This window comes from Rhizobium terrae, assembly GCF_003425685.1.
Classification (GTDB): Bacteria; Pseudomonadota; Alphaproteobacteria; order Rhizobiales; family Rhizobiaceae; genus Neorhizobium; species Neorhizobium terrae.
The window spans coordinates 1-21,441 of record NZ_QJKM01000035.1 but is presented as its reverse complement, the minus strand read 5'-3'; the positions used below and the strand labels follow the sequence as shown (position 1 = coordinate 21,441).

Annotated in this window: 23 protein-coding genes, 1 tRNA gene and 1 pseudogene; 12 read left to right on the top strand and 13 right to left on the bottom strand. The window is 61.5% G+C overall.

Going from position 1 to position 21,441, the window contains the following annotated elements:
• Positions 1-122: 122 nt before the first annotated feature.
• The 3 genes from DMO26_RS32230 to DMO26_RS32220 are packed head-to-tail and all read right to left on the bottom strand — an operon-like array spanning position 123 to position 2,501.
• Positions 123-776: a lysoplasmalogenase family protein gene (locus DMO26_RS32230; RefSeq protein ID WP_117196367.1), complete on the bottom strand. Its 654-nt coding sequence runs from the start codon at positions 774-776 to the stop codon at positions 123-125.
• A gap of 34 nt (positions 777-810) precedes the next feature.
• On the bottom strand, positions 811-1,698 hold the full coding sequence (yddG, locus tag DMO26_RS32225; RefSeq protein WP_117196370.1) for an aromatic amino acid exporter YddG: 888 nt from the start codon (positions 1,696-1,698) through the stop codon (positions 811-813).
• A gap of 29 nt (positions 1,699-1,727) precedes the next feature.
• A complete protein-coding gene (locus DMO26_RS32220) occupies positions 1,728-2,501 on the bottom strand; it encodes a DUF3108 domain-containing protein (RefSeq protein WP_117196366.1) in 774 nt (257 codons plus the stop codon).
• A 252-nt stretch (positions 2,502-2,753) separates the two neighbouring features.
• Here DMO26_RS32220 and rpmB point away from each other — a divergent pair, with 252 nt between their 5' ends.
• The 3 genes from rpmB to DMO26_RS32205 all read left to right on the top strand — a co-directional run bounded on the left by rpmB (position 2,754) and on the right by DMO26_RS32205 (position 4,224).
• Positions 2,754-3,044: a 50S ribosomal protein L28 gene (rpmB, locus tag DMO26_RS32215; RefSeq protein ID WP_117196365.1), complete on the top strand. Its 291-nt coding sequence runs from the start codon at positions 2,754-2,756 to the stop codon at positions 3,042-3,044.
• Between the two features lie 115 nt (positions 3,045-3,159).
• Positions 3,160-3,798, top strand: coding sequence for a queuosine precursor transporter (locus DMO26_RS32210; protein ID WP_117196364.1), 639 nt, complete (start codon positions 3,160-3,162; stop codon positions 3,796-3,798).
• Between the two features lie 93 nt (positions 3,799-3,891).
• Positions 3,892-4,224 (top strand): pentapeptide repeat-containing protein, encoded by a 333-nt coding sequence (locus tag DMO26_RS32205; protein WP_117196363.1) that lies wholly within the window; start codon positions 3,892-3,894, stop codon positions 4,222-4,224.
• A gap of 12 nt (positions 4,225-4,236) precedes the next feature.
• On the opposite strand, the gene DMO26_RS32200 is transcribed toward DMO26_RS32205, so the two are convergent.
• From DMO26_RS32200 to DMO26_RS32185, 4 genes are all read right to left on the bottom strand, one after another.
• Complete coding sequence (locus tag DMO26_RS32200) at positions 4,237-5,280, bottom strand: esterase-like activity of phytase family protein (RefSeq protein ID WP_117196362.1); 1,044 nt, start codon at positions 5,278-5,280, stop codon at positions 4,237-4,239.
• The gene (gene cobT, locus DMO26_RS32195) at positions 5,234-7,138 is read right to left on the bottom strand and encodes a cobaltochelatase subunit CobT (RefSeq protein ID WP_117196361.1); all 1,905 of its coding nucleotides are present in this window, start codon (positions 7,136-7,138) and stop codon (positions 5,234-5,236) included. The genes DMO26_RS32200 and cobT overlap by 47 nt, the downstream gene beginning before the upstream one ends.
• Before the next feature lie 14 nt (positions 7,139-7,152).
• Entirely contained in the window at positions 7,153-8,145 is a 993-nt protein-coding gene (cobS, locus tag DMO26_RS32190; RefSeq protein ID WP_117196360.1) for a cobaltochelatase subunit CobS, read from the bottom strand.
• 61 nt (positions 8,146-8,206) lie between these two features.
• The gene (locus DMO26_RS32185; RefSeq protein WP_226951496.1) at positions 8,207-8,845 is read right to left on the bottom strand and encodes a J domain-containing protein; all 639 of its coding nucleotides are present in this window, start codon (positions 8,843-8,845) and stop codon (positions 8,207-8,209) included.
• Between the two features lie 117 nt (positions 8,846-8,962).
• On the opposite strand from DMO26_RS32185, the gene DMO26_RS32180 reads away from it, so the two are divergent.
• Complete coding sequence (locus DMO26_RS32180; RefSeq protein WP_117196358.1) at positions 8,963-9,244, top strand: BolA family protein; 282 nt, start codon at positions 8,963-8,965, stop codon at positions 9,242-9,244.
• 61 nt (positions 9,245-9,305) lie between these two features.
• Here DMO26_RS32180 and DMO26_RS32175 read toward each other — a convergent pair whose 3' ends face one another.
• The 4 genes and pseudogenes from DMO26_RS32175 to DMO26_RS32160 all read right to left on the bottom strand — a co-directional run bounded on the left by DMO26_RS32175 (position 9,306) and on the right by DMO26_RS32160 (position 12,750).
• Positions 9,306-9,959, bottom strand: coding sequence for a pyridoxamine 5'-phosphate oxidase family protein (locus DMO26_RS32175; protein WP_117196357.1), 654 nt, complete (start codon positions 9,957-9,959; stop codon positions 9,306-9,308).
• A 150-nt stretch (positions 9,960-10,109) separates the two neighbouring features.
• Positions 10,110-10,982, bottom strand: a pseudogene (locus tag DMO26_RS32170) (HlyC/CorC family transporter); the annotation flags it as partial.
• Between the two features lie 11 nt (positions 10,983-10,993).
• Positions 10,994-12,148 carry a 3-dehydroquinate synthase gene (gene aroB / locus DMO26_RS32165; RefSeq protein WP_205421299.1) on the bottom strand — a complete coding sequence of 385 codons (1,155 nt, stop codon included), beginning with the start codon at positions 12,146-12,148 and terminating at the stop codon, positions 10,994-10,996.
• Positions 12,145-12,750, bottom strand: coding sequence for a shikimate kinase (locus DMO26_RS32160; RefSeq protein WP_117196355.1), 606 nt, complete (start codon positions 12,748-12,750; stop codon positions 12,145-12,147). Before DMO26_RS32160 ends, aroB begins: the two co-directional genes overlap by 4 nt.
• A gap of 146 nt (positions 12,751-12,896) precedes the next feature.
• On the opposite strand from DMO26_RS32160, the gene DMO26_RS32155 reads away from it, so the two are divergent.
• The 6 genes from DMO26_RS32155 (at position 12,897) to DMO26_RS32130 (ending at position 17,251) form a co-directional block, all read left to right on the top strand.
• Positions 12,897-13,055, top strand: a complete 159-nt coding sequence (locus tag DMO26_RS32155) for a hypothetical protein (protein WP_117196354.1) — start codon at positions 12,897-12,899, stop codon at positions 13,053-13,055.
• A 12-nt stretch (positions 13,056-13,067) separates the two neighbouring features.
• On the top strand, positions 13,068-14,024 hold the full coding sequence (gene xerD, locus DMO26_RS32150) for a site-specific tyrosine recombinase XerD (protein ID WP_117196353.1): 957 nt from the start codon (positions 13,068-13,070) through the stop codon (positions 14,022-14,024).
• A gap of 63 nt (positions 14,025-14,087) precedes the next feature.
• Positions 14,088-15,041, top strand: a complete 954-nt coding sequence (locus DMO26_RS32145) for an acetyl-CoA carboxylase carboxyltransferase subunit alpha (RefSeq protein WP_117196352.1) — start codon at positions 14,088-14,090, stop codon at positions 15,039-15,041.
• A gap of 181 nt (positions 15,042-15,222) precedes the next feature.
• Entirely contained in the window at positions 15,223-16,503 is a 1,281-nt protein-coding gene (locus DMO26_RS32140; protein WP_117196368.1) for a L,D-transpeptidase family protein, read from the top strand.
• On the top strand, positions 16,503-16,736 hold the full coding sequence (locus DMO26_RS32135) for a sulfurtransferase TusA family protein (protein ID WP_117196351.1): 234 nt from the start codon (positions 16,503-16,505) through the stop codon (positions 16,734-16,736). The genes DMO26_RS32140 and DMO26_RS32135 overlap by 1 nt, the downstream gene beginning before the upstream one ends.
• A gap of 245 nt (positions 16,737-16,981) precedes the next feature.
• On the top strand, positions 16,982-17,251 hold the full coding sequence (locus DMO26_RS32130; protein WP_162895168.1) for a hypothetical protein: 270 nt from the start codon (positions 16,982-16,984) through the stop codon (positions 17,249-17,251).
• A 61-nt stretch (positions 17,252-17,312) separates the two neighbouring features.
• Here the strand turns inward: DMO26_RS32130 and DMO26_RS32125 are convergent, their stop codons facing one another.
• A complete protein-coding gene (locus DMO26_RS32125; protein ID WP_117196349.1) occupies positions 17,313-18,506 on the bottom strand; it encodes a CobW family GTP-binding protein in 1,194 nt (397 codons plus the stop codon).
• A 12-nt stretch (positions 18,507-18,518) separates the two neighbouring features.
• Positions 18,519-19,625, bottom strand: coding sequence for a D-alanyl-D-alanine carboxypeptidase family protein (locus tag DMO26_RS32120; protein ID WP_404947105.1), 1,107 nt, complete (start codon positions 19,623-19,625; stop codon positions 18,519-18,521).
• 163 nt (positions 19,626-19,788) lie between these two features.
• On the opposite strand from DMO26_RS32120, the gene DMO26_RS32115 reads away from it, so the two are divergent.
• Both DMO26_RS32115 and DMO26_RS32110 read left to right on the top strand, forming a co-directional pair.
• The gene (locus DMO26_RS32115) at positions 19,789-20,952 is read left to right on the top strand and encodes a M20 aminoacylase family protein (protein WP_117196347.1); all 1,164 of its coding nucleotides are present in this window, start codon (positions 19,789-19,791) and stop codon (positions 20,950-20,952) included.
• Positions 20,953-21,005: 53 nt separating this feature from the next.
• Positions 21,006-21,082: transfer RNA gene (locus DMO26_RS32110), tRNA-Arg, on the top strand.
• The last annotated feature ends 359 nt before the right edge of the window (positions 21,083-21,441 follow it).

Sequence of the window (21,441 nt, the reverse complement as noted above, 5' to 3'; positions counted from 1 at the left end):
GACATAGCTGAAGAGTTCCCCCGTCCGAACATCGCCGCCACGCATTCCATAATCCCCAAAGCCCCTCGGACGCAGTGAATCATTTCGAAGCAGTCAATGCCAGTGGCTTTTTCAACAGCCTGCTAGAAACGCGGCAGGCCCGCAATCCCCAGCGCGAAGATGAGTTGGGCGGCGTAATAGGCGCCCCAGACGAGACGTTTCAGCCGCTTCGCGATCGGGTCGCCCGGCTTCACCAGGAAGCGTTGGAGGGCGAGCGCGGTATCCGACATGACGAACAGCGTGGCCGCGGCCGAAGGCAGCACCGGCTTCACGGCCAGTGCCGAAAGCGACATGGCGAGGATTGCCGCGGCATAGATCGCCACCGGAATGGCAAGCTTTCCGACCGGCCGCCACAGAATGAAGAGCAGGAGGCCTGTCAGCATGATGAAGAACCAGGCCGCGGCATACCGCCACGCGCTCGCAAGGATGAGCCCGGTTTCGGTCTCCGGCCAGAACAGCGCCACATAGGCAATATGGGAGGCAAGGAAGGCGATGAGCCCGGAGATGAACGGCGCCTCGCCGTCATACGCTAGACAGAGGTCTCCGAGGGCAGCGAGTGCCAGTGCCAAAACCAGAAGAACCGGTGCGCCCATGGCAAGCGCGTAAGCCGCAAGCAGCAGGACCGGCAGCATTTTCAGCGCGGCACGCAGGTGGCTCGCGGGCTTTTCAAGCCAGCGGAAATGGTAAAGTGCAAGCGCGACCGACGCGACCAGCACAACGGACAAAAAGACGGACATTTCTTCCCCCAACGTCCCCGGTGCTCAGGGGCGTTTATTCAGCAACAGCGTCGCCAACCGGCTTCGGCCGCAACATATCGCGCGCTGCCAGCACCGCCCCGCCGGTGATCAGCAAACATGCCACCAGAATCCGCCAATCCGGACCGGCAAAACCGGACGCGACCAGGATCAGCGTCGACAGCAGCGGCGCCGCATAACTCGCTGCCCCGATGATCTGGATATCGCCATTCTTGACGCCGTAATCCCAGGCATAGAAGGCCGCGCCCACCGGCAGCAGGCCGAGCCCGACGACTGCAGCCCACTCGCCGCCATCCGCCGGCCAGACGGTCGTCTCCAGCGCCAGATGGCAGACGAGCGAAAGAACTGACGTCGCCAGGCAGAAACCGGTCACCACATCGGTCGATACTCGCTCGAAGCTGCGCGTCATCAGCGAATAGCCCGACCAGGTGAAGGCGCAGAGGAACGCCGCGCCGTAACCCAGCGTATAGGCGCCATCGAAGGAAAGGCCGTTGCGCGATACGATGGTGATCGTGCCGCAAAGGCCGGCGATCGCACCGACGACATGATACCAGCGCAACCGCTCGCCCGGCAGAAGGGCCGAACCGACGACGATGAACAACGGCCAGAGATAGGCGATCAGGCCCGCTTCGACGGCCGGCGCGTTGCGCAGCGCCGTGAAATAGAGAAAGTGATAGCCGAACAGGCCGCCGATGCCGGTGATCCACACTTTCGGGGACTGTTTCAGAAAGGCGATCCGCTCCGGCTTCAGGATGAGGAGCACGATGCCGGGCAGACTGCCGATCGCAAACGTCATCGCGTTCATCTGGGACGGCGGCACGTTTCCGGATGCAGCCGTCATCAGCGCAAGCAGCGACCACATCAGGATCGCCGTAAAGCCGATCAACGTTCCCCGGATTTTCACCCCTGCCCCCTCGATGCCGACACTCGGCTTCACCCGCCGTATTTGACGGCGGTCACATACACATGCCCCATCCTGGTCGGAATGACAGCATAGACAGGAGCATATACATTTACCGACTGGGCCTTGGCAAACCAGATTTCCATCGATGTCTTGCGCAAATACTCGATATCGCTGCGGCCGCGGCGAAAGCCGGATTTCGGCACGTAGCGGATCGAGCAGACGATCGCCTCACCCTTGAAGCCGTTGGTCGAAAATTCCCTGGTCCCCTTCGGCGTGAGCACCAGGTCCATGCGGGACTCGCCGTCATAGATCGGCAGGCGGCTCGGGCAGACCTTTGCATTGCCCGGAAAGATCAGGCCGCTCAAGGGATCGAGAACCGCGCGCAAATCCTTGTCGGTCACCGGAATCCAATTCTCTGGATTGCGCTTCGGCTCCGGCTTGACGGTCGTTTCCGTCACGTTGCCGTTGCGGTATTCGATATCGTAGATGCGCGTGCGCCGGCCGGCCGTGTAGACGAGATTGTATCGGTCGGCCTGCAGTTTCTGATCCTGCATGCGGCCGCTGACGCTGGTTTCAGCGGAGATGCGGCTGATGATGTCGGCGATCCCGGCCGACCTGAACGTGCCGGTGATCCTGTAGTCGTCGCTGTTGAATTCGCTGGCGAAAGACGCCTTGGCGATCGGCAGGATGCCGAGCGAAATGTCGTATTCGCTGATATGACGAATTTCCGCGGAGCCGACCGGAACGGTGGTGAACCCGAAGATAAGCACGAAGGCACTGACGAAGCTGCCGCGAAGGTTCATGAATCATGTCCTGACCGATGAAGACGTCCAACGGCATCTTCCCGCCAACATATAGACGGTGCATAATGGCAAGAAAATAGCGGTTTTACCGCGCCGCAAACGGAATCTCTTGGGTGCTGGCCAAGGTTTTGGCTTGACGCGCCGGGTCTCACTGACTATAGAACCGCAACTTTCCAATCAGGACCAGTTGGATCGGCGCGTCGGGCATTGCCTGGCAGGACCATCCGATTGCAGAAGAACAAAGGTGTATCCATGTCTCGTGTGTGCGAACTGACCGGCAAGGGCGTTCAGACCGGCAACAACGTAAGCCACGCCAACAACAAGACCCGTCGCCGGTTCCTGCCGAACCTCTGCCAGGTCACGCTGATTTCCGACGCTCTCGGCCAGCGCTTCCGCCTGCGCGTTTCCGCGCATGCCCTGCGTTCGGTCGAACACCGCGGCGGCCTCGACGCCTTCCTGCTGAAGTCCGACGAAAACGAACTGTCGATGCGCGCTCGTCTGCTGCGCCGCCAGATCGCCAAGAAGACCGCAGAAGCCGCTTAATACGCTTCGCTTCATACATCCGGCTTTGAGGAAGGCTTGAACGGGTAGTGCCGTGCAGGCCTTTTCTCTTGGCTGACCTATCGCTCCAACTGGTGGCATCACCCAGGATAAAAAAATGCTGAAAATTCGCCATACGCTTGTCTATGCCCTGTTGATGTCGGCGATCGTCGTCGCGTCCAACATCCTCGTGCAGTTCCCGTTGTCGGGCACGCTTTTCGGCGTGGCGCTCGGCGATCTGCTCACCTGGGGCGCCTTCACCTATCCGATCGCCTTCCTGATCACCGACCTGACCAACCGGCAGTTCGGCCCGTCCGTCGCTCGCCGCGTGGTCTTCGTCGGCTTCGTCGTCGGCGTCACCCTTTCCTTCTGGGCCTCCGTGCCGCGCATCGCGATTGCCTCCGGCACCGCGTTCCTGATCGGCCAACTGCTCGACATCTCGGTCTTCAACAGGCTTCGTCGCCAGACCTGGTGGCAGGCACCGCTCGCCGGCTCGCTGCTCGGCTCCGTCCTCGATACGGTCCTGTTCTTCTCGATCGCCTTTGCGCCGGCTTTCGCCTTCATCGGCCCGAACGACGACTTCGCGATCGGCTGGGCTCCGATCCTCGGCGCCTTCTCGACGGAAGCGCCGCGCTGGATCTCCTGGGCGCTCGGCGATCTTGGCGTGAAGGTCATCGTCGGCGTCGTCCTGCTGCTGCCCTACGGTGCTCTGATGAACGTGCTGAAGCCGATGCCGCAGGTCGCCAAGGCCGCCTGACACATCGAGGCTGCCGAAACGCGATCGCCTCTTGAAAATTGAGCCGGCACCCTGCAGTCTGCGGCGCACCATAACTTGAACGGGTGAGCCGCAATGCAGATCCGCGACACCGTCGATGTCATTGAAGCCGTCAGCGCAACCCTCTCAGGCTCGTCATTCGACGACGTGAACCTGTCCGGCGCGCGATTTCACAATACAAACCTGTCGGGCGCCCGCTTCAACCAGATCAACTTTTCGGGCGCAACCTTCAACGACAGCAATATGTCCGGCTGGTCCATCGACGATGTCAACCTGTCCGGCCTGCGCCTGCACAACGCGAACCTTTCCGGCGCGGAGTTCGTCGGGTGCAGAATGACCGGCGCCAGGATCGACGGCATTTCCATTCAAGATCTGCTCGATACGTACAAGGCCGCCCATAACGGTTAAGTCGGGCTGCCGTTATTCACTGAGCCGGAATTCCAGCATGATGTTTCGCTGAAGCATGTTGCCGTTGTCGTCCGAGACGAGGATGAGATGCGGCTTGCCTTCCGGGCCGGAGATGACATCGAGCCCTTCCATATTGTCGATCGCATACCCCATATCGGCCTCCAGCAGCACCTCGCCATTCACCGTGGCACCGGAACGGATATCCTCGCCCTTGATCCGCCGAATGCGCATGCCGAGCCCGCCGAGGAAACTGAAGCGGCGTTCGAGCAACAGGAAATCGCCGTCCGGCAGGAAGGCGCCGTCGGTCGCGTCGTAAGGATCGTGGCGCACCACCGTGAAGACACCCTTCTGCGGACCTTCCAGGATCGCCGCGAAGAGATTGCCCCTGTCGTCGAGACTGTGCTCCGTCACGGCGATCGGCGCGCCCTTGAGCGGACCTGATTTCGGCGAGACGGCAACCGTCTCCATGCCCGCGTTCATGCGGAACTCGTGCCGCGGAATAGGAAGATCGAGCGTCCTGAGCGGTGCCGACTTTTCGAAACCCGGATCGGGATAGGCATCGACCCGATGAACCTGCTCGAAGCTCACCAGCACCTGTCCATCGCGCAGAGCCAGTCCTTCGGCATCCGAATTGTATTTCGAACCGACCCGCTCGCCGCGGATGAGGATCGGATCGACCGTGACATCGGCCAGTCCGGACAGACGCCCCTGGGCATCCCTCCGGATGCGCCCCGTCAGCCAGTTGCCGGTATCGAGTACCGATACGAACCGCTCGCCATCCGCCCGAAAGCGGATGCTCGACAGGGATTCCAACCGGTCGTCGGAAGATGAAAACTCGATGCCGCCGAGAAATTCCAGCGATCCGAACCGGGTCTTTCCCCCCGGACCGAATTCGGAAATCACCCGAGCATTGACAGGCAGGTCCTGCGTCGCCGTTGCGACGGGAAAAGCAATGGCGGCGAAGAGAAAAACCCAGAGGGCGAAGCGGTAATGCTTCAAGGCGACGGACCTAACCGGCCCGCCGCATGCGACCTGCTGCAGGAGCGCCGCCGCCATTTTCCGCGAAGAGTTCCGCAAGCTGTTCGGTCATCGCGCCGGCAAGCTCGTCCGCATCCACGATCGTCACGGCCTTGCGATAGTAGCGCGTCACGTCGTGGCCGATGCCGATCGCCAGAAGCTCGACTGGAGAGCGCGTCTCGATCTGTTCGATGACGGCACGCAGATGCCGCTCAAGATAATTGCCCGGATTGACCGACAGTGTCGAGTCGTCGACCGGCGCCCCATCGGAGATCATCATCAGGATCTTGCGCTGCTCGGGCCGGCCGATCAGCCGGTTATGCGCCCACATCAGCGCTTCGCCGTCGATGTTTTCCTTGAGCAGACCTTCCCGCATCATCAGGCCGAGGTTGCGGCGAGCCCGGCGCCACGGTGCGTCCGCAGACTTGTACACGATGTGGCGCAGGTCGTTCAGGCGACCGGGCGTCGTGGGCTTGCCGCTCGCCAGCCACTTTTCGCGCGCCTGACCACCCTTCCAGGCCTTGGTCGTAAAACCCAGGATTTCCACCTTGACGCCGCAGCGTTCCAGCGTGCGGGCGAGGATGTCGGCGCAGGTTGCGGCGACCGTGATCGGCCGGCCGCGCATCGAACCGGAATTGTCGATGACCAGCGTCACGACCGTATCGCGGAACTGCGTGTCGCGCTCCTTCTTGAAGGAGAGCGGCTGCATCGGATCGATGATCAGGCGCACCAGGCGGGCCGGATCGAGATAACCTTCTTCCAGGTCGAAATCCCAGGAACGGTTCTGCTGCGCCATCAGGCGGCGCTGAAGGCGGTTGGCCAGGCGACCGACCGCGCCCTGAAGATGGGCGAGCTGCTTGTCGAGGAAGGCACGCAGCCGGTCCAGTTCGGCTTCGTCGCAAAGCTCCTCGGCCGTGATCTCCTCGTCGAATTCCTGGGTGAAGATCCTGTAATCGACCTTCTCGTTGAAATCGTCGAACGGGCTGTTCGGACGGCGGGTTTCGCCGGGCGTTTCGGAATGTTCGTCGCTGTCGTCCGACATGTCGTCGTCGGACATTTCGGCGCCGTCCATCTCGCCGTCTTCGAGTTCGTCGTCGGATGTGTCGCTCTGCTCAGCGGGCTGTGCGTCGGCGCCGGCCTCTTCCTCGACATCCTCGTTGTCCGTCTCGTTGCTGCGTGGCTGGTCTTCCTCGGAGGGATTTTCCATTTCCTCCGGCTCGGTGTCCTCGTCGGCAAACTCCTCCGCCATCTGCATGGAGGTGAGCATGTGCCGCACGAGCTTGGCGAAGGCCTGCTGGTCTTCGATCACACCGCGGAGATTGTCGAGATCGCCGGCTGCCTTGTCTTCGATGAAGGGGCGCCAGAGGTCGAGCACCTTGCCGGCGCTTGCCGGCGGCTTCTGGCCGGTGAGCTTTTCGCGGACCAGCATGGCAACGGCCTCGGCGATCGGCGCATCTTCCTGCCGCTCGATGCCGGTGAAATTCGCCTTGGCGTATTTCTCGGTCTGCATCGCGTTCAGGTTGGCGGCCATGCCGGCCATGCGCAGCGCGCCGATCGATTCCACGCGCGCCTGCTCGACCGCGTCGAAGACGACGCGCGCATCGGCGCCCTGCGGCGACATGCTGGCATGCGTGGCGGTGTCATGGCAGGCGAGCCGGAGCGCCATCGAATCGCCGAGTCCGCGGGTGACGGCAAGCTCCTGCGCCGTGGGACGCTTGGAGATTTCCGGCAGGCGGATGCGTTCGCCGGCAAGACCCGGACGCTCGTTGGCGAACGTGACCTCGACTTCCGCATCTCCGGCGATCGACCGTACGCAGCCGGTGATGGCCCGGCGCAACGGCTCGGTATCGACCGGGCCGCCGGGTTTGGCTTTCGAATTGTCTCCGCGACCTGCCATGATCCCGTCTCCGCTTACGCTCCGAGAACGATGTTGACGGCGCTTTCCTTCAGCTCGACGCCGAAGGCGCGCTGGTACTGTTCGGCGACCAGCGTGCGCTCCAGTTCGTCGCACTTGTTGAGGAACGTGATGCGAAAGGCGAACGCCACGTCGCCGAAGATCTCGGCGTTTTCTGCCCAGGTAATCACGGTACGCGGGCTCATGACGGTCGAGAGATCGCCATTGACGAAGGCCGAGCGGGTGAGGTCCGCAACGCGAACCATCTTCGAAACGGTTTCGCGGCCTTCGGCCGTGCTGCCGAAGCTCTTCACCTTGGCGGCGACGATATCGACTTCCTTCTCATGCGGCAGGTAGTTCAGCGTGGTGACGATCGACCAGCGGTCCATCTGTGCCTGGTTGATCTGCTGCGTACCGTGATAGAGGCCGGTCGTATCGCCGAGACCAACCGTGTTGGCGGTCGCAAACAGGCGGAAGGCCGGGTGAGGACGGATAACCCGGCTCTGGTCGAGCAGGGTCAGGCGGCCGGAGGATTCCAGCACGCGCTGGATGACGAACATCACGTCCGGACGGCCGGCATCGTATTCGTCGAAGACGAGCGCAACATTATGCTGATAGGCCCAGGGCAGGATGCCGTCCTTGAATTCGGTGACCTGCTTGCCGTCCTTCAGCACGATCGCGTCCTTGCCGACGAGATCGATACGGCTGACATGGCTGTCGAGGTTGACGCGCACGCACGGCCAGTTGAGGCGCGCAGCGACCTGCTCGATATGCGTCGATTTGCCGGTGCCGTGGAAACCGGACACCATCACGCGTCGGTTATGCGCAAAGCCTGCGAGGATGGCGAGCGTCGTGTCCCGGTCGAACAGGTAGTCCGGATCGAGATCGGGAACATAGGGGTCGCCGTTGCTGTAAGCCGGAACCTTGATATCGGTATCGATGCCGAAGACTTCCCGAACCGAAATGGTGGTATCGGGAAGGTTGGAAATGTCTAGATCAATCTTACTCATCATCTCTCCAAGGCACGGATCCCCGCCCGGCCGTCGTCCTCACTGCCATAATTTTTACGGCTTAGCAGAAACCCGCCTGCTTCAACAACTGATATGCTTGAATGACGGCGCGAAAACGTTCTTCCGAGCCGCGGTCGCCGCCGTTCGCATCAGGGTGGTGCTTCTTGACCAGTTCCTTGTAGCGGCTCTTGATCTCGGCAGCCGTCGCATTGGCGCCGAGACCCAACGTATCGAAGGCCTTGGCCTCGAGAGCCTTCAGCTTTCGCCCCTGGGTCTGGAAACGCGATCCGCCGGTCGCCCGGGCATGGGACACGAAGCCGAACGGGTCCTTGAAGCGCTGCTGCGGGCCTCCGGGACCTGCCGCACCCGAACGGGCCGTCGAATGAAGCGGCGCATCCTTGGCCGCCTTGTTGACACCGACCGTCCAGGTGGGACGATGGCCGGTGATGGCTTCCTTCTGGTAACGGGCGATCTCGCTGTCGGAGAGGCCGGAGAAATAATTGTAGCCCTTGTTGTACTCCCTGACATGCTCGAAGCAGAACAGGAAGAACTGGCCCTCTGCATTGCGGCCCACGGGAGCGCGATGGGCGCCGGGTTTGTCACACCCGTCCCATTGGCAGGTCGGTGCCTGGGGAGGCGCATCCGCCTCCCGTTTCCGGCGCGTCCGGATACGGTCGAAATATTTGGAATCTAGTTTCATAAGGCCTTCATTATGGGGTGACGAACGGGGCGCGACAAGAATTGACAAAGCGCTTTGTTGCTGGTTTGTGGGTTCCCCTCTCTGCGTCGTCGCCTGCGTTTTCCTGGGAGCCGAAAAATGTCCGTCAGAGCCCGGATCGAAGCCACGCTCATCGAAAATCTCGCACCCGAACGGCTGATCGTCATCGACGAAAGCCACCACCATGCCGGCCATCAGCCGGACATCACGGGAACCGGCGAAACCCATATGCGGGTTCGCGTCGTCTCGGAAAAATTTTCCGGGATGAGCCGGCTCGACCGGCATCGGACGGTGAATGCCCTGCTGAAGCCGGAACTCGACGCAGGCCTGCATGCCCTCGCAGTGGAGGCCGCGGCACCGGGAGAGCCGACACGGTGGTGACAGGACTTAAATAGGGGCGCATGGACACTGGGCCAAGGGCTGCGACCCTATTGGAACAGGTTTAATAAAGTGTCCTTTTGTAATCGGCCTCCAATGCCTCGTCCATCTTGCGCATTTTGTCCTCGTCGTCCGGCGCACCCGTCGTTTCATCCAAGATGATCTTCACAAGCGACGGCATCTCGCTGCGATCCTGAAAATGTTCCGGATTCCATAGGCGCGAGCGACGGAATGCCTTGGCGCAATGCATGAAGGCTTCACGGACTTCAACCAGGATTGCAAGCTGAGGAGCGCGGCCGTTGACACTCATGCTCGCAAGGAGTTCCGGATCGCGCATGAGAGTGGCGCGCCCATTGACCCGCAATGTGTCGTCAAATCCTGGAATGATGAACAGCAACCCGACATTCGGATTGGCGAGAATATTGGCCAGCGTATCGAGACGGTTATTCCCTGGGCGATCCGGTATCATCAGCCTGCGCTCGTCGATAATCTTGACAAAGCCGGCGGGGTCCCCGCGAGGACTGACATCGGCTTTTCCATCGGAACCCTGCGTGCCTATGCAAAGGAAGGGCGAGCGCCTGATGAACTCCTGCGCGTGCACGCTCAGGGCGGCCTGACATTTCTGGATGGCCAGCGCATGTGTCGCATCGAACAGGCCTCGGAGAGAGGCCTCGTCCTTTATGACGAACTCCGGATCAATACTGAATTCCCGTGTCATGCCTCATCCTCCAAACACCTCATCACGGCAGCGCAGACTATCAATCCGCGAAGGCATGCAAATTGATGTACGTACCTCAAAGTGGTTTTACAGTAATTTGAAGTTGCAATCAAGCAGGACAGGCTGGTCGGATGCCGCAGTGCCGGGGCCTTACTCCGCTGGCAAGGCAGCCTCTTCCGCCGGCCGTATCCTCAGCCGCGTGATCCTGTTCTTCTCCCGCTTCATCACGACGAACCGCTTGCCGTAGAAGGTGAAGGCCTGCCGTTCTTCCGGGATGAGCTTCGATTCGTGGATGACGAGGCCGGCGATCGTCGTCGCCTCCTCGTCCGGCAGGTTCCAGTCGAGCGCACGGTTCAAATCACGGATCGGCACGGAACCGTCGACGACGATCGAGCCGTCCGCTTCCTGGCGCACGCCCTGGATTTCGATATCGTGCTCGTCGGCGATATCACCGACGATTTCCTCCAGAATATCCTCCAGCGTGACGATGCCCTGCATCGTGCCGTATTCGTCGACGACGACGGCGAAATGCATCTTGCGCCGCAGGAAGGCGCTCAGCTGATTCTTGAGGCTGGTGCTGTCCGGCACGAACCACGGCTTCTGGGCGATCTTGACGATATCGAGGTTTTCGGGTTCGACATTCGGCTCGGCGAGCGCCCTGAGCAGATCCTTGGCATGCACCACGCCGATGATGTTTTCCGTCGAGTTCCGCCACACCGGCATACGGGTGTAGGGGCTTTCGAGCACGGTGCGCACCGCGACTTCCGGCGGATCGTCGGCATTCACGGCCCGCATCACGGTGCGGTGCTTCATGACATCGGAGACTTCCAGCTCTTCGAGTTCGAAGAGGCCGCTCAGGCGGTCGCGATCCTCCTTGTCGAAATTGCCCTCCCGATGGGCCGTGTCGAGCGCCTCGTGCAGGTCGTCATGGCTCGACAGCGAAAGCGTCTGCTGCGAAAGCGAAACACCGGACGAACGGAGAAGGCCGCGGACCAGCGCGTTGACGATGCGCGAGAGCAGGCCTCCTTCTGATGTCATTTCGGGCGCTTTTCCTCCAGGAAACTCAGGACTTCGGACGACGGCACGTCGTTGGCGACAAAGGATTGGCCGATGCCGTGCGTGAGGATGAAGGTGAGCTTGCCGTTCTTGACCTTCTTGTCCTGGGCGATGGCATCGAGCAGTTTTTCCGTTGGCGGCAGCTCGCCCGGAATCTCGCTCATCGTGGTCGGCAGGCCGACAGCCTTCAGATGCGCCGCGACGCGCTGGGCATCGTCGGGACTTGCGAGGTTCAGGCGGGCCGAGAACTGGTGCGCCAGTACCATGCCGATCGCAACGCCTTCGCCATGCACGAGGCGGCTGCTATCGTATTCGGTCGCCGCTTCCAGGGCGTGGCCGAACGTGTGCCCGAGATTGAGCAGCGCCCGGCGGCCGGTTTCGCGTTCGTCCTCGACGACGACATCCGCCTTGGCCTGGCAGCTGACCGCGATCGCCTCGATCCGTTCCGGCCCGCCTTCGAAGACCTTCTTCCAGTTCTTCTCCAGCCAGGCGAAAAAGTCCGGCTGGTCGATCAGGCCGTATTTCGCCACCTCGGCATAACCGGCCCGGAATTCCCGTTCGGAGAGTGAATCGAGGGCCGCGCTGTCGGCGAGTACCAGGTCCGGCTGGTGGAAAACACCGAGCAGGTTCTTGCCGTGCCGGGTGTTGACGCCGGTCTTGCCGCCGACGGACGAATCGACCTGCGCCAGGAGCGTGGTCGGGATCTGCACGAAGCGCACGCCGCGTCGGACGATGCCGGCCGCAAAGCCGGCGAGATCGCCGATCACCCCGCCGCCGAGAGCAATCACCGCGTCGTTGCGTTCGATGCGGGCCGAGAGCACCATTTCGCACACGGTCGCGAGATGTTCGAGGCTCTTGGTCTTTTCGCCGGCAGGAAGCGTCAGCGACACCGCCTCGATGCCGTCCGTCTGCAGGCTGTCCATCAGGGCTTCGAGATAGAGCGGCGCCACATGCTCGTCGGTGACGATCGCCGCCTTGCGGCCTTTCAGCCGGGCCGTGATCTCTCCACCCGCCCGCGCAATGAGGCCCGGCCCGATCAGAATGTCATAGGTACGCTCGCCGAGCGGCACATGCACGAGACGTTCCAGGGACCGGTCCTGCGGACCTTCTGAGGACGGAGAGGACATGTTCATTGCACTTCACCTTCGCTGGGCAAACTGGCGCCGGGCAAATTGGCCAGGGCCGCAAGCACCTCATTGACCATTACGTCCTTGCGGACATTTCCCGACTGCACCGTAAGATCGGCCTCGGCATAGACCGGATAACGCTGGATCATCAGATTTTCGAGCGTCTGCTTCGGATTTTCCGTCTTGAGCAGCGGCCGGTGGTCGCGCTTGCTGACCCTTTCCCACAAGACGTCGAGATCCGCCTTCAGCCAGATGGAAACGCCGCCGAGCTTGATCTGCCTGCGGGTGTTCTCGTTGATGAAGGCCCCGCCACCGGTGGAGATGACGCGCGGTCCGCTCTTCAGCAGCCGTTCGATGACCCGGGTTTCGAGCGCCCGGAATTCCGTTTCGCCGTAGGCGGCGAAGAGTTCGCTGATGGTCATGCGGGAAACCTTTTCGATCTCCGCATCCGTATCGATGAACGGCACGGCAAGGCTCTGCGCCACCAGCCGGCCGATCACCGATTTGCCGGCTCCCATCAGACCGATAAAGATCAGGTTGCGTCCGCCGAGCGCGGCACGCGCCTTTTCGCTGAGAATGGGAGCGTCGGAAGTTGCAGCTTCTGTCATCGTCTGGTCCGTTTCGAGAACGGTATCGACAAATGCTCGGGCAGCGTCAAGCCGTCGCAACCCTGAAAGACTGCAGGTATTTGTTTGTTCTTGCCGATCTGTAAACCTTTATCGATATATTGCGACGCAGCTTTGCGGAGTTCCCGATGCCGACGCTTTTCCGTTTCCTGTTCGTGCTGGCGGTCATCGCGGGCATCGTTTATGGAAGCATGGTGGCGCTCGTCATGCTGGTCGAGCCGCGTGAACGCGACGTGACCGTGCGCATTCCCTCCGAACGGCTGAACCCCGCGCCCCCACAGCAATAACGGCAGAGACACATGGCCGATCTTTCCCGCGCCCATATCGAAGCCTTCCTGGAAATGATGAGCGCCGAGCGGGGTGCTGCGGGCAACACGCTCCTCTCCTACGAACGCGATCTGGAAGACCTGCATTCCTTCCTCGTCACCGCGGGGAAATCGCCATTGACGGCCGAAAGCGCCGACCTCTCCGCCTATCTCGCCCATCTCGGCAAACAGGGTTTTGCGGCATCCTCGCAGGCACGGCGGCTTTCCGCCATGCGGCAGTTCTACAAGTTCCTCTATGCCGAAGGGCTGCGCGGCGACGACCCGACGGCAATCCTCGACGCCCCGAAAAAGAACCGTTCGCTGCCGAAGATCATGAGTGAGGAAGACGTCACCCGCCTCCTGGATTTCGCCTCGAAGGAAGCCGGAGAGCCCGGCCCCGACCGGCTTTCGCGCCTCAGGATGCTGGCGCTGCTGGAACTCCTCTATGCGACCGGCATGCGCGTCAGCGAACTCGTCTCGCTGCCCGCCAAGGTGCTCGACCAGGAAGGGCGCTTCCTGATGATCCGCGGCAAGGGCAATAAGGAAAGGCTCGTGCCGCTGTCGCGATCCGCCATCGCCGCGATGAAGACCTATGCGGAGGTCCGCGCCGCAACGCTCGCCCAGAGGGAAGACAAGGCTGGCGACAGTCCGTGGCTGTTTCCCTCCTCCGGCAAGGAAGGTTATCTGCCGCGCCAGGTTTTCGCCCGCGACCTCAAGGGACTGGCCGCGCGCGCCGGACTCAGAGCCGCCGCAATCTCGCCGCATGTGATGCGCCATGCATTCGCAAGCCACCTTCTGCAGAACGGGGCGGACCTGCGCGTGGTGCAGGAACTGCTCGGCCATTCGGACATTTCCACCACGCAGATCTATACGCATGTGTTGGAAGAACGGCTGCGCGAACTGGTCGAAACGCATCACCCTCTTGCAAAAGAGGCCAAAAACCGGGATTAGAACCCCCAAAGTGGAAACGGGAACTCCGTGTTCCCGACATAGAACAACCGGAAACCGGATCTCATGCAGACCTATCTCGATTTCGAAAAGCCGATCTCGGACCTCGAAGGCAAGATCCACGAGCTGAAAAAGCTCGCCTCTGAAGACGAGAGCATCGATACGTCCGAGGAAATCGGCAGGCTCGAAACCCGGGTCAAGGAGGCCACCAGGGAAATCTACGCCAAGCTTGGCGCCTGGGAAAAGACGCAGGTCGCGCGCCATCCGCAGCGCCCGCATTTCGTCGATTACGCGGCTCACCTCTTCACCGATTTCACGCCGCTCGCCGGCGACCGCAATTTCGGCGAGGATGCCGCGATCCAGGCAGGCCTTGCCCGCTTCAACGGCATGCCCGTCGCCGTCATCGGCCAGGAAAAGGGCCACGACACCAAGACGCGGCTCAAGCACAATTTCGGCAGCCCGCGTCCGGAAGGTTACCGCAAGGCAATCCGTGTCATGGAAATGGCGGACCGTTTCCGCCTGCCGGTCATCTCGCTGATCGATACCGCCGGCGCCTATCCGGGCGTCGGTGCGGAGGAGCGCGGCCAGGCCGAGGCGATCGCCCGTTCCACCGAAATGTGCCTCGGCATCAAGGTGCCCATGGTGTCGATCGTGATCGGTGAAGGCGGTTCGGGCGGCGCGATCGCGATCGCCACCGGCAACCGCGTCTACATGCTCGAACATGCGATCTACTCGGTCATTTCGCCGGAAGGTGCCGCTTCGATCCTCTGGCGCGATTCGACCCGCGCCCGCGAAGCGGCGACCAACATGAAGATCACTGCAGAGGACCTGAAGGCGCTCGGCATCATCGACGACATCATTCCGGAACCCGTCGGCGGCGCCCATCGCGAACCGGAAACGGTGATCGCCGCGACCGGCAAGGTCATCGCTTCGGCGCTCGACGATCTCGGCAGACTTTCCGGCGAGGAAGTGCGTGCGGCGCGGCGCCAGAAGTTCCTCGATATCGGCCGCAATCTCTGATCGATCGGCTTTCGCCGCGCGAACAGCCAAATTTGGCCACATTGGTGATAACAGTAAATGCGGGGCAGTTTTGCTGGACAGCGCGGCACAAGCGGTTAAGAATATGTAAAGATTACCGCTTTACTATCAAAGCACTGTACCAAGTTCGTTCGTCGTTCCAAAGTCCATGTGGTCCGTATCGATGCGCCTGAAACACATCGCTCTAGCTCTTCTCGTGGCGACCGCCCTCACGGGCTGCAATGACACGCTCGATACCGCCACGATCGATCTCAAAACGGTGAAGAACAAGGTCGAGCAGCCGCTGCCTGCCAAGATCCTGGCGGATATGCAGGCCAAGAACATGCCGCGCAATTCACCGATCATGATCCGCATCCTCAAGGAAGAGGGCAAGCTGGAGGTCTGGAAGGCCCGGGCCGACAACCGCTTCGAGGTCATCAAGAGCTACGATATCTGCGCCTGGTCCGGAAAGCTCGGCCCCAAGGTGAAGGAAGGCGACCGCCAGGCGCCGGAGGGCTTCTATACGCTCACCCCGGCCCACCTGAACCCGAATTCCAAATATTACCTGGCGATCAATACCGGCTTCCCGAACCGCTATGATGCCGCGAACGGCCGCAGCGGCTCCAACCTGATGATCCACGGCGCCTGCTCGTCGTCCGGCTGCTACTCGATGACCGACGAGCAGGTCCTGGAAATCTACGCCTTTGCCCGTGACGCCTTCCGCGGCGGCCAGACTGCCGTGCAGCTGCAGGCCTTCCCGTTCCGCATGACGGCCGAGAACATGGCGCGCCATCGCGACAACCAGAACTTCGACTTCTGGAAGATGATCAAGATCGGCTACGACAATTTCGAGGTTACCAAGCGTCCGCCGGAAGTGAATGTCTGCGAGAAGAAATACGTCTTCAACCAGCAGCTCACCGGCAACGGCACCTTTGCCCCTGCCTCCGCCTGCCCGCCCATGTCGACGCCGCCGGCGCTCGTCTCGGCGCTGACGTCCTATGAAAAGACCTACGACATCGCCTACGAAAAGGCCCTCGACAAGTACGACGGCAAGGTCTGGTACGAGCCGAGCGAAGCCGAACGCAAGGCCGTTGTCGCCGATAAACGCAAGGGCCGCGAGCTTGCCTATGCGCCGACCGGCACCTCGCTCGAAGCCGGCAAGCTGATGAGCGAATCGGAATTCAAGGAACTGATGGAAAAACGCATGGCGGCGGCGCATGCAAAGAGCGCGCCGGCTAACAGCGTGCTTCTCGCTTCCGCTGGCCCGACCTCGCGCTCCTCCTCGGCTGCGGAACGCATGAAACAGGACCGCCTGCCCACCGCGACCACGCCTTCGACGGCGCCCGCCATCATGAGCGCCCAGGGCAAGCCCGCGGCCGTGCCGGTTCCCGCCCAGAACCCTCTCGCCTATGCCGCCGCTCCCCCGGTGGAGGAGGCGAAGAAGCCGTTCTGGAAATTCTGGTAATGATCACGGCGACGGCCGAGATATACGATCTTCGCGGCCTGAAGTGTCCGCTTCCCGTCCTGAAGACGCGCCGCCGGTTGAAGACGATGGTGAGCGGCGCCGAACTTGCGATCGAAACCACCGATCCGCTGGCCGGCATCGACATCCCGCACTTCTGCAGTCAGGAGGGCCATGTGCTCGTGCTCTCGGAAAAGACCGGAACCGGCCATCGGTTCGTGATCCGCAAAGGGTAACGGAATTCACGTCGGGACGCCCCGGCGCCGCAATGTCATCCGGCCTGCAGGTTTCCATCGTCGACCGCGCAAAGCTGGATCCGGATCGGGCCTTTCCTCCCATGGAAATGCCGCTAAAGCATGTCGCGCAAAAGTGTGCAGCGGTTTTGCGACGACGACATGCGTAAAACAAGGATCTAAAGCGCGGCAAGCGAATCTGAAAGATTGCGACGCGCTTTAGTTATCCTTGAAGGAGGATGACGATCATGAAAGCGACCCTGACCGGCTTGTTGACTCTGCTTATGTGCAGTTCTTTCGAGGCTGCGGGTTGGTTTGTGACGGCGCCCCTGGACGTGCCGGCCATATTTGCCCAAGACCGGGGATCGCTGGCGCAACGTTATGTCTGCGTGGTGCCACCCGATCGGAATGGCAGAGATCGCGGCGCCAAGGTCTGCTCCACCTATTTCGGCCCGATCGGCAGCAGTTGCCGTTGCCAAAACGTAGCAGGCAACGGCCGCGTTCAGCGCGCGAACTGAATGCCCTGGGCGCCGCCGATTGGCGGAAGGCGTTGTTGCAAGCCGGAACCAAGGGTCGCTGTTACATCCTGAGGCCGGGCACCGCGAGCGGGTTGTCCGAAAGCGCCGCCCGGTCTGGCCGGTCGACACGCGGCTGGCCGGTGAAGGCGGCGAAGAGATCCGAGACGAAGGCCTCCGGCAAGCCTTGCGTGATCAGCACCATGCGGGTGCGGCGGTCCGAGCCCACCGGCCATTTCGGCAGGCGCTGCGGCGGATGGAAGACACTCTGCACCCCGTGCAGTACCAGCGGCCGCTCCGGATTGTCGGAAAGCGCCACGATCGCCTTCATCCTGAGCAGTTTCTCGCCATGCGCCGAGCGCAGGAGATCAACGAACATCTCGATCGCCATCGGATCGATCGGCTTGTCGTGGATGATCGAGAAGGAACGGATATCGTCGCCATGCCGCGTCACGTCATGGTGATGGTGAGGATGCCCATGGGCATCAGGTTCATGATGGTGATCATGGTCGTGACCATCGTGATGGTGGTGATCGTGACCGTCATGGTGGTCATGGTCGTCATGATCGTGCCCGTCGTTCGCCAGTTCGTCGCGCAGCCAGCGGTCGACATCGGCGATCTTGGTCGCCGGATCGTAAAGGCCGTTCTCCAGGATGGATGCCGTGCCGGCCCTCTCCGTATCGCCGTCGATGAGCGGAGCCCGTGGATTGAGTGCGTGAAGCCGCGTCTTGAGCGCCGCAACCTTGCCGGCATCCGCCATGGAAAGCTTGGAAATCACCAGCTGGTCGGCCACGGCCGCCTGCTTCACCGCCTCCCGATGACGGTCGAGCGTCGAAAGACCGTTCACCGCATCGACCACCGTAATCACGCCGTCAAGTTCGAAATTCTGGGCGATCACCGGATTGCCCATGACCGACTGCATGACCGGCGCCGGATCGGCAAGCCCCGTCGTCTCGATGACGACGCGCTTGACCGGCTTCAGGCGGCCGGTCTGGATGCCGTCCATCATATAGGCCAGCGTATCGACGAGTTCACCGCGCACGGTGCAGCACAGGCAGCCGTTCGAGAGCTCCACCAGCGCATCGCCGGAGGCTTCGACCAGGAAATTGTCGATGCCGACTTCACCGAACTCGTTGATGATGACGGCGGTATCACTCGTGCCCGGATCCTTGAGGATGCGGTTCAGAAGCGTCGATTTTCCCGCACCAAGGAAACCGGTGAGGATGGAGACCGGAATCCGGCCGCTCGAAAAAGACATCGGTTGTTCCAATCAGAATGAAGCCGGCCGCGGCTGCGGGATCGGCACATTGGCCGCCGTCGCCGCTTTCTTGGCGCCCTTGGGCGGCGGCGGCGGAGGCTCGCCGCCCGAGATGAGAGACGTAAGCGAATAGACCGGCGGATGGGTCATCTCATGGATATAGGGCGAATGCTGGATTGTCCGGCCCGCGTCGTCCCGCGTCTCGCTGCGCACTTTGGCGGCCTTAGGATTGCATATCTCGGCGCTGACGTCGTTAAGGGTCTCCGTATCGCCATAGGGGGCGAGCGCCGTCAGCGACACGCCCTGGGAAGCCGCCGAGGCCAGGCCCTGCTGCAGCAGATTGGCGGTGTCGTCGGCGCGGCCCGCCAGACTGTCCGACCCCAGCACGACCGAAATGACCGAGCGGCCGTCGCGCGTCGCCGAACCGATCTGGTTGAAACCGGAGGCGCAGATGAAGCCCGTCTTCATGCCGTCGGCGCCGTCGAAACGGCCGATCAGCGTATTGAAGTTCGGATATTGCTTGGTGCCCGTATCGATGCCTTCCAGCGAAAAATAGCCCTGATATTCGGGGAAATCCTGCTTGAGCCGCAACGTCAGCAGTGCAAGGTCGCGCGCCGTCGTGAACTGCCCCTTGCCGGGCAGGCCATGCGGGTTGATGTAGTTCGTCGATGTCATGCCGAGCGCCTTGGCCTGGGCATTCATCATCGCCACGAACTGGTCGTGTGTGCCGCCGACTGCCTCCGCCACCGCGACGGCCATGTCGTTGGCCGACTTGACGAGCATCATCTTCAGCGCATTGTCCAGCGTCAGCGTCGTGCCGGGCATGAAATACATCTTGCTTGCCGGCTGGTCGGTCGCCTTCTTGCTCATCACGATAGGCGTTTCCAGCGAAAGCTTGCCGCCCTTCAGCGCCTTGAAGGTCACATACGCGGTCATCAGCTTGGTCAGCGATGCCGGATACCATTTCAGGAAGGCATCCTGATGAGCGATCACCCGGCCGGTCCCTGCATCGACGACGATTTTCGGGTTGGCGGCCGCGCTTCCTGTCGAAACGAAAAGCCCGAGGGCGGTCAAAGCGCAAAGCGCCCGGAAAGCGGACGCGGATCGGATGCGGGAAATCGGCAAGGTGATCCCTCGTTGGTTGGTCTTAACGAGTGTGGCGCATATGCGGCCTCTATGGCCAAGCAATGGCAAAGAAGATTGATTACGTCAATCAGGCCGGGCAGTATCCCGCCCGGAGGAAGATTCATAAGCGCGTGAGTAACAATCGACAGGGAACATTATGCCGATTTTGAACCGGGCCGCCGAACTTCAGGGCGAAGTCAGCGAGTGGCGACGATATATCCATGAAAATCCCGAGATTCTTTACGAGGTGGAAAACACCGCTTCCTTTGTGGAGCAGAAGCTGAAGGAGTTCGGCGTGGACGAGGTCGTGCCCGGCATCGGCCGCACCGGCGTCGTCGGCATCATCCGCGGCAAGGGTTCGGGCAGCCGGACGATCGGACTTCGGGCGGATATGGACGCCCTGCCGCTTACCGAGATCACCGGCAAGCCATGGGCGTCGAAGGCGCCCGGCAAGATGCATGCCTGCGGTCATGACGGGCACACGTCCATGCTGCTCGGCGCTGCCAAATACCTGGCCGAGACCCGCAATTTCAACGGCACGGTCGCGCTGATCTTCCAGCCCGCCGAGGAAGGTGGCGCCGGCGCGCTTGCGATGATCGAAGACGGCATGATGGAACGCTTCGGCATCGAGGAAGTCTATGGCATGCACAACATGCCGGGCATTCCGGTCGGCCAGTTCGCGATCCGCAAGGGCGGCATCATGGCCGCACCCGACCGTTTCACCATCACCATCAAGGGCCGCGGCGGCCATGCGGCCCAGCCGCACAAGACGATAGACCCGATCTTCATCGGCTCGCAGCTGGTCGGCAGCCTGCAGGCGATCGCCGCCCGCAATGCCGATCCCGTGCGCTCCATCGTCATCTCTGTCACCCGCTTCGATGCCGGCACGACGCACAACATCATACCCGACGAAGCCATGCTCTGGGGCACGGTCCGCACCCACAGCGAGGAAACGCGCGATCTCGCCGAAAACCGCATCCGCCAGATCGTCCATGGCATTGTCGGCGCTCACGGGGCGGAAGCGGCGATCGACTATTACCGTCAATGTCCGGTCACCAGCAATCACGACAGGGAAACGGAACACGCGATCGGCGTCGCCACGGAAATCGTCGGCGCATCCAACGTTGACCCGAACGTCGATCCCAGCATGGCCGGAGAAGACTTCGCCTTCATGCTGAACAGTCGCCCTGGCGCCTTCATCTTCATCGGCAACGGCGATACCGCACCACTCCACAACCCGCGTTACGATTTCGACGACGAAAGCATTTCCTTTGGCATTTCCTATTGGGTGCGGCTCGTCGAACATCGCCTGACGGAGTAAACGCGGAAAAGACTTGGCTTAGCGCCCAGCCTTTTGTATGGAACTCCTGACGTGGTCCCATAGCTCAGCAGGATAGAGCGCAGGATTCCTAATCCTGAGGCCGATGGTTCGAATCCATCTGGGATCACCAATATTTTCAAAGACATACGAATAAAAAGACGCATTGACATGTCGCATCGATGTCGCAGCCACTTCCGCCTATTTCCCAGCGTTTCTAGTTGCCCACCGCGAATCCATGTGACATGAACTGCAACATATTGTGCTCGAATCACACCTCTGCCTACCTGTGTGATGAGAGGACTTCAGCATGGAACTCATTTCAAGCGACGACGGCGTAATGATCTATAAGTGCCGGCGATGCCCTAGCAGGCTGTTGAAAAAGCCACTGGCATTGACTGCTTCGAAATGATTCACTGCGTCCGAGGGGCTTTGGGGATTATGGAATGCGTGGCGGCGATGTTCGGACGGGGGAACTCTTCAGCTATGTCG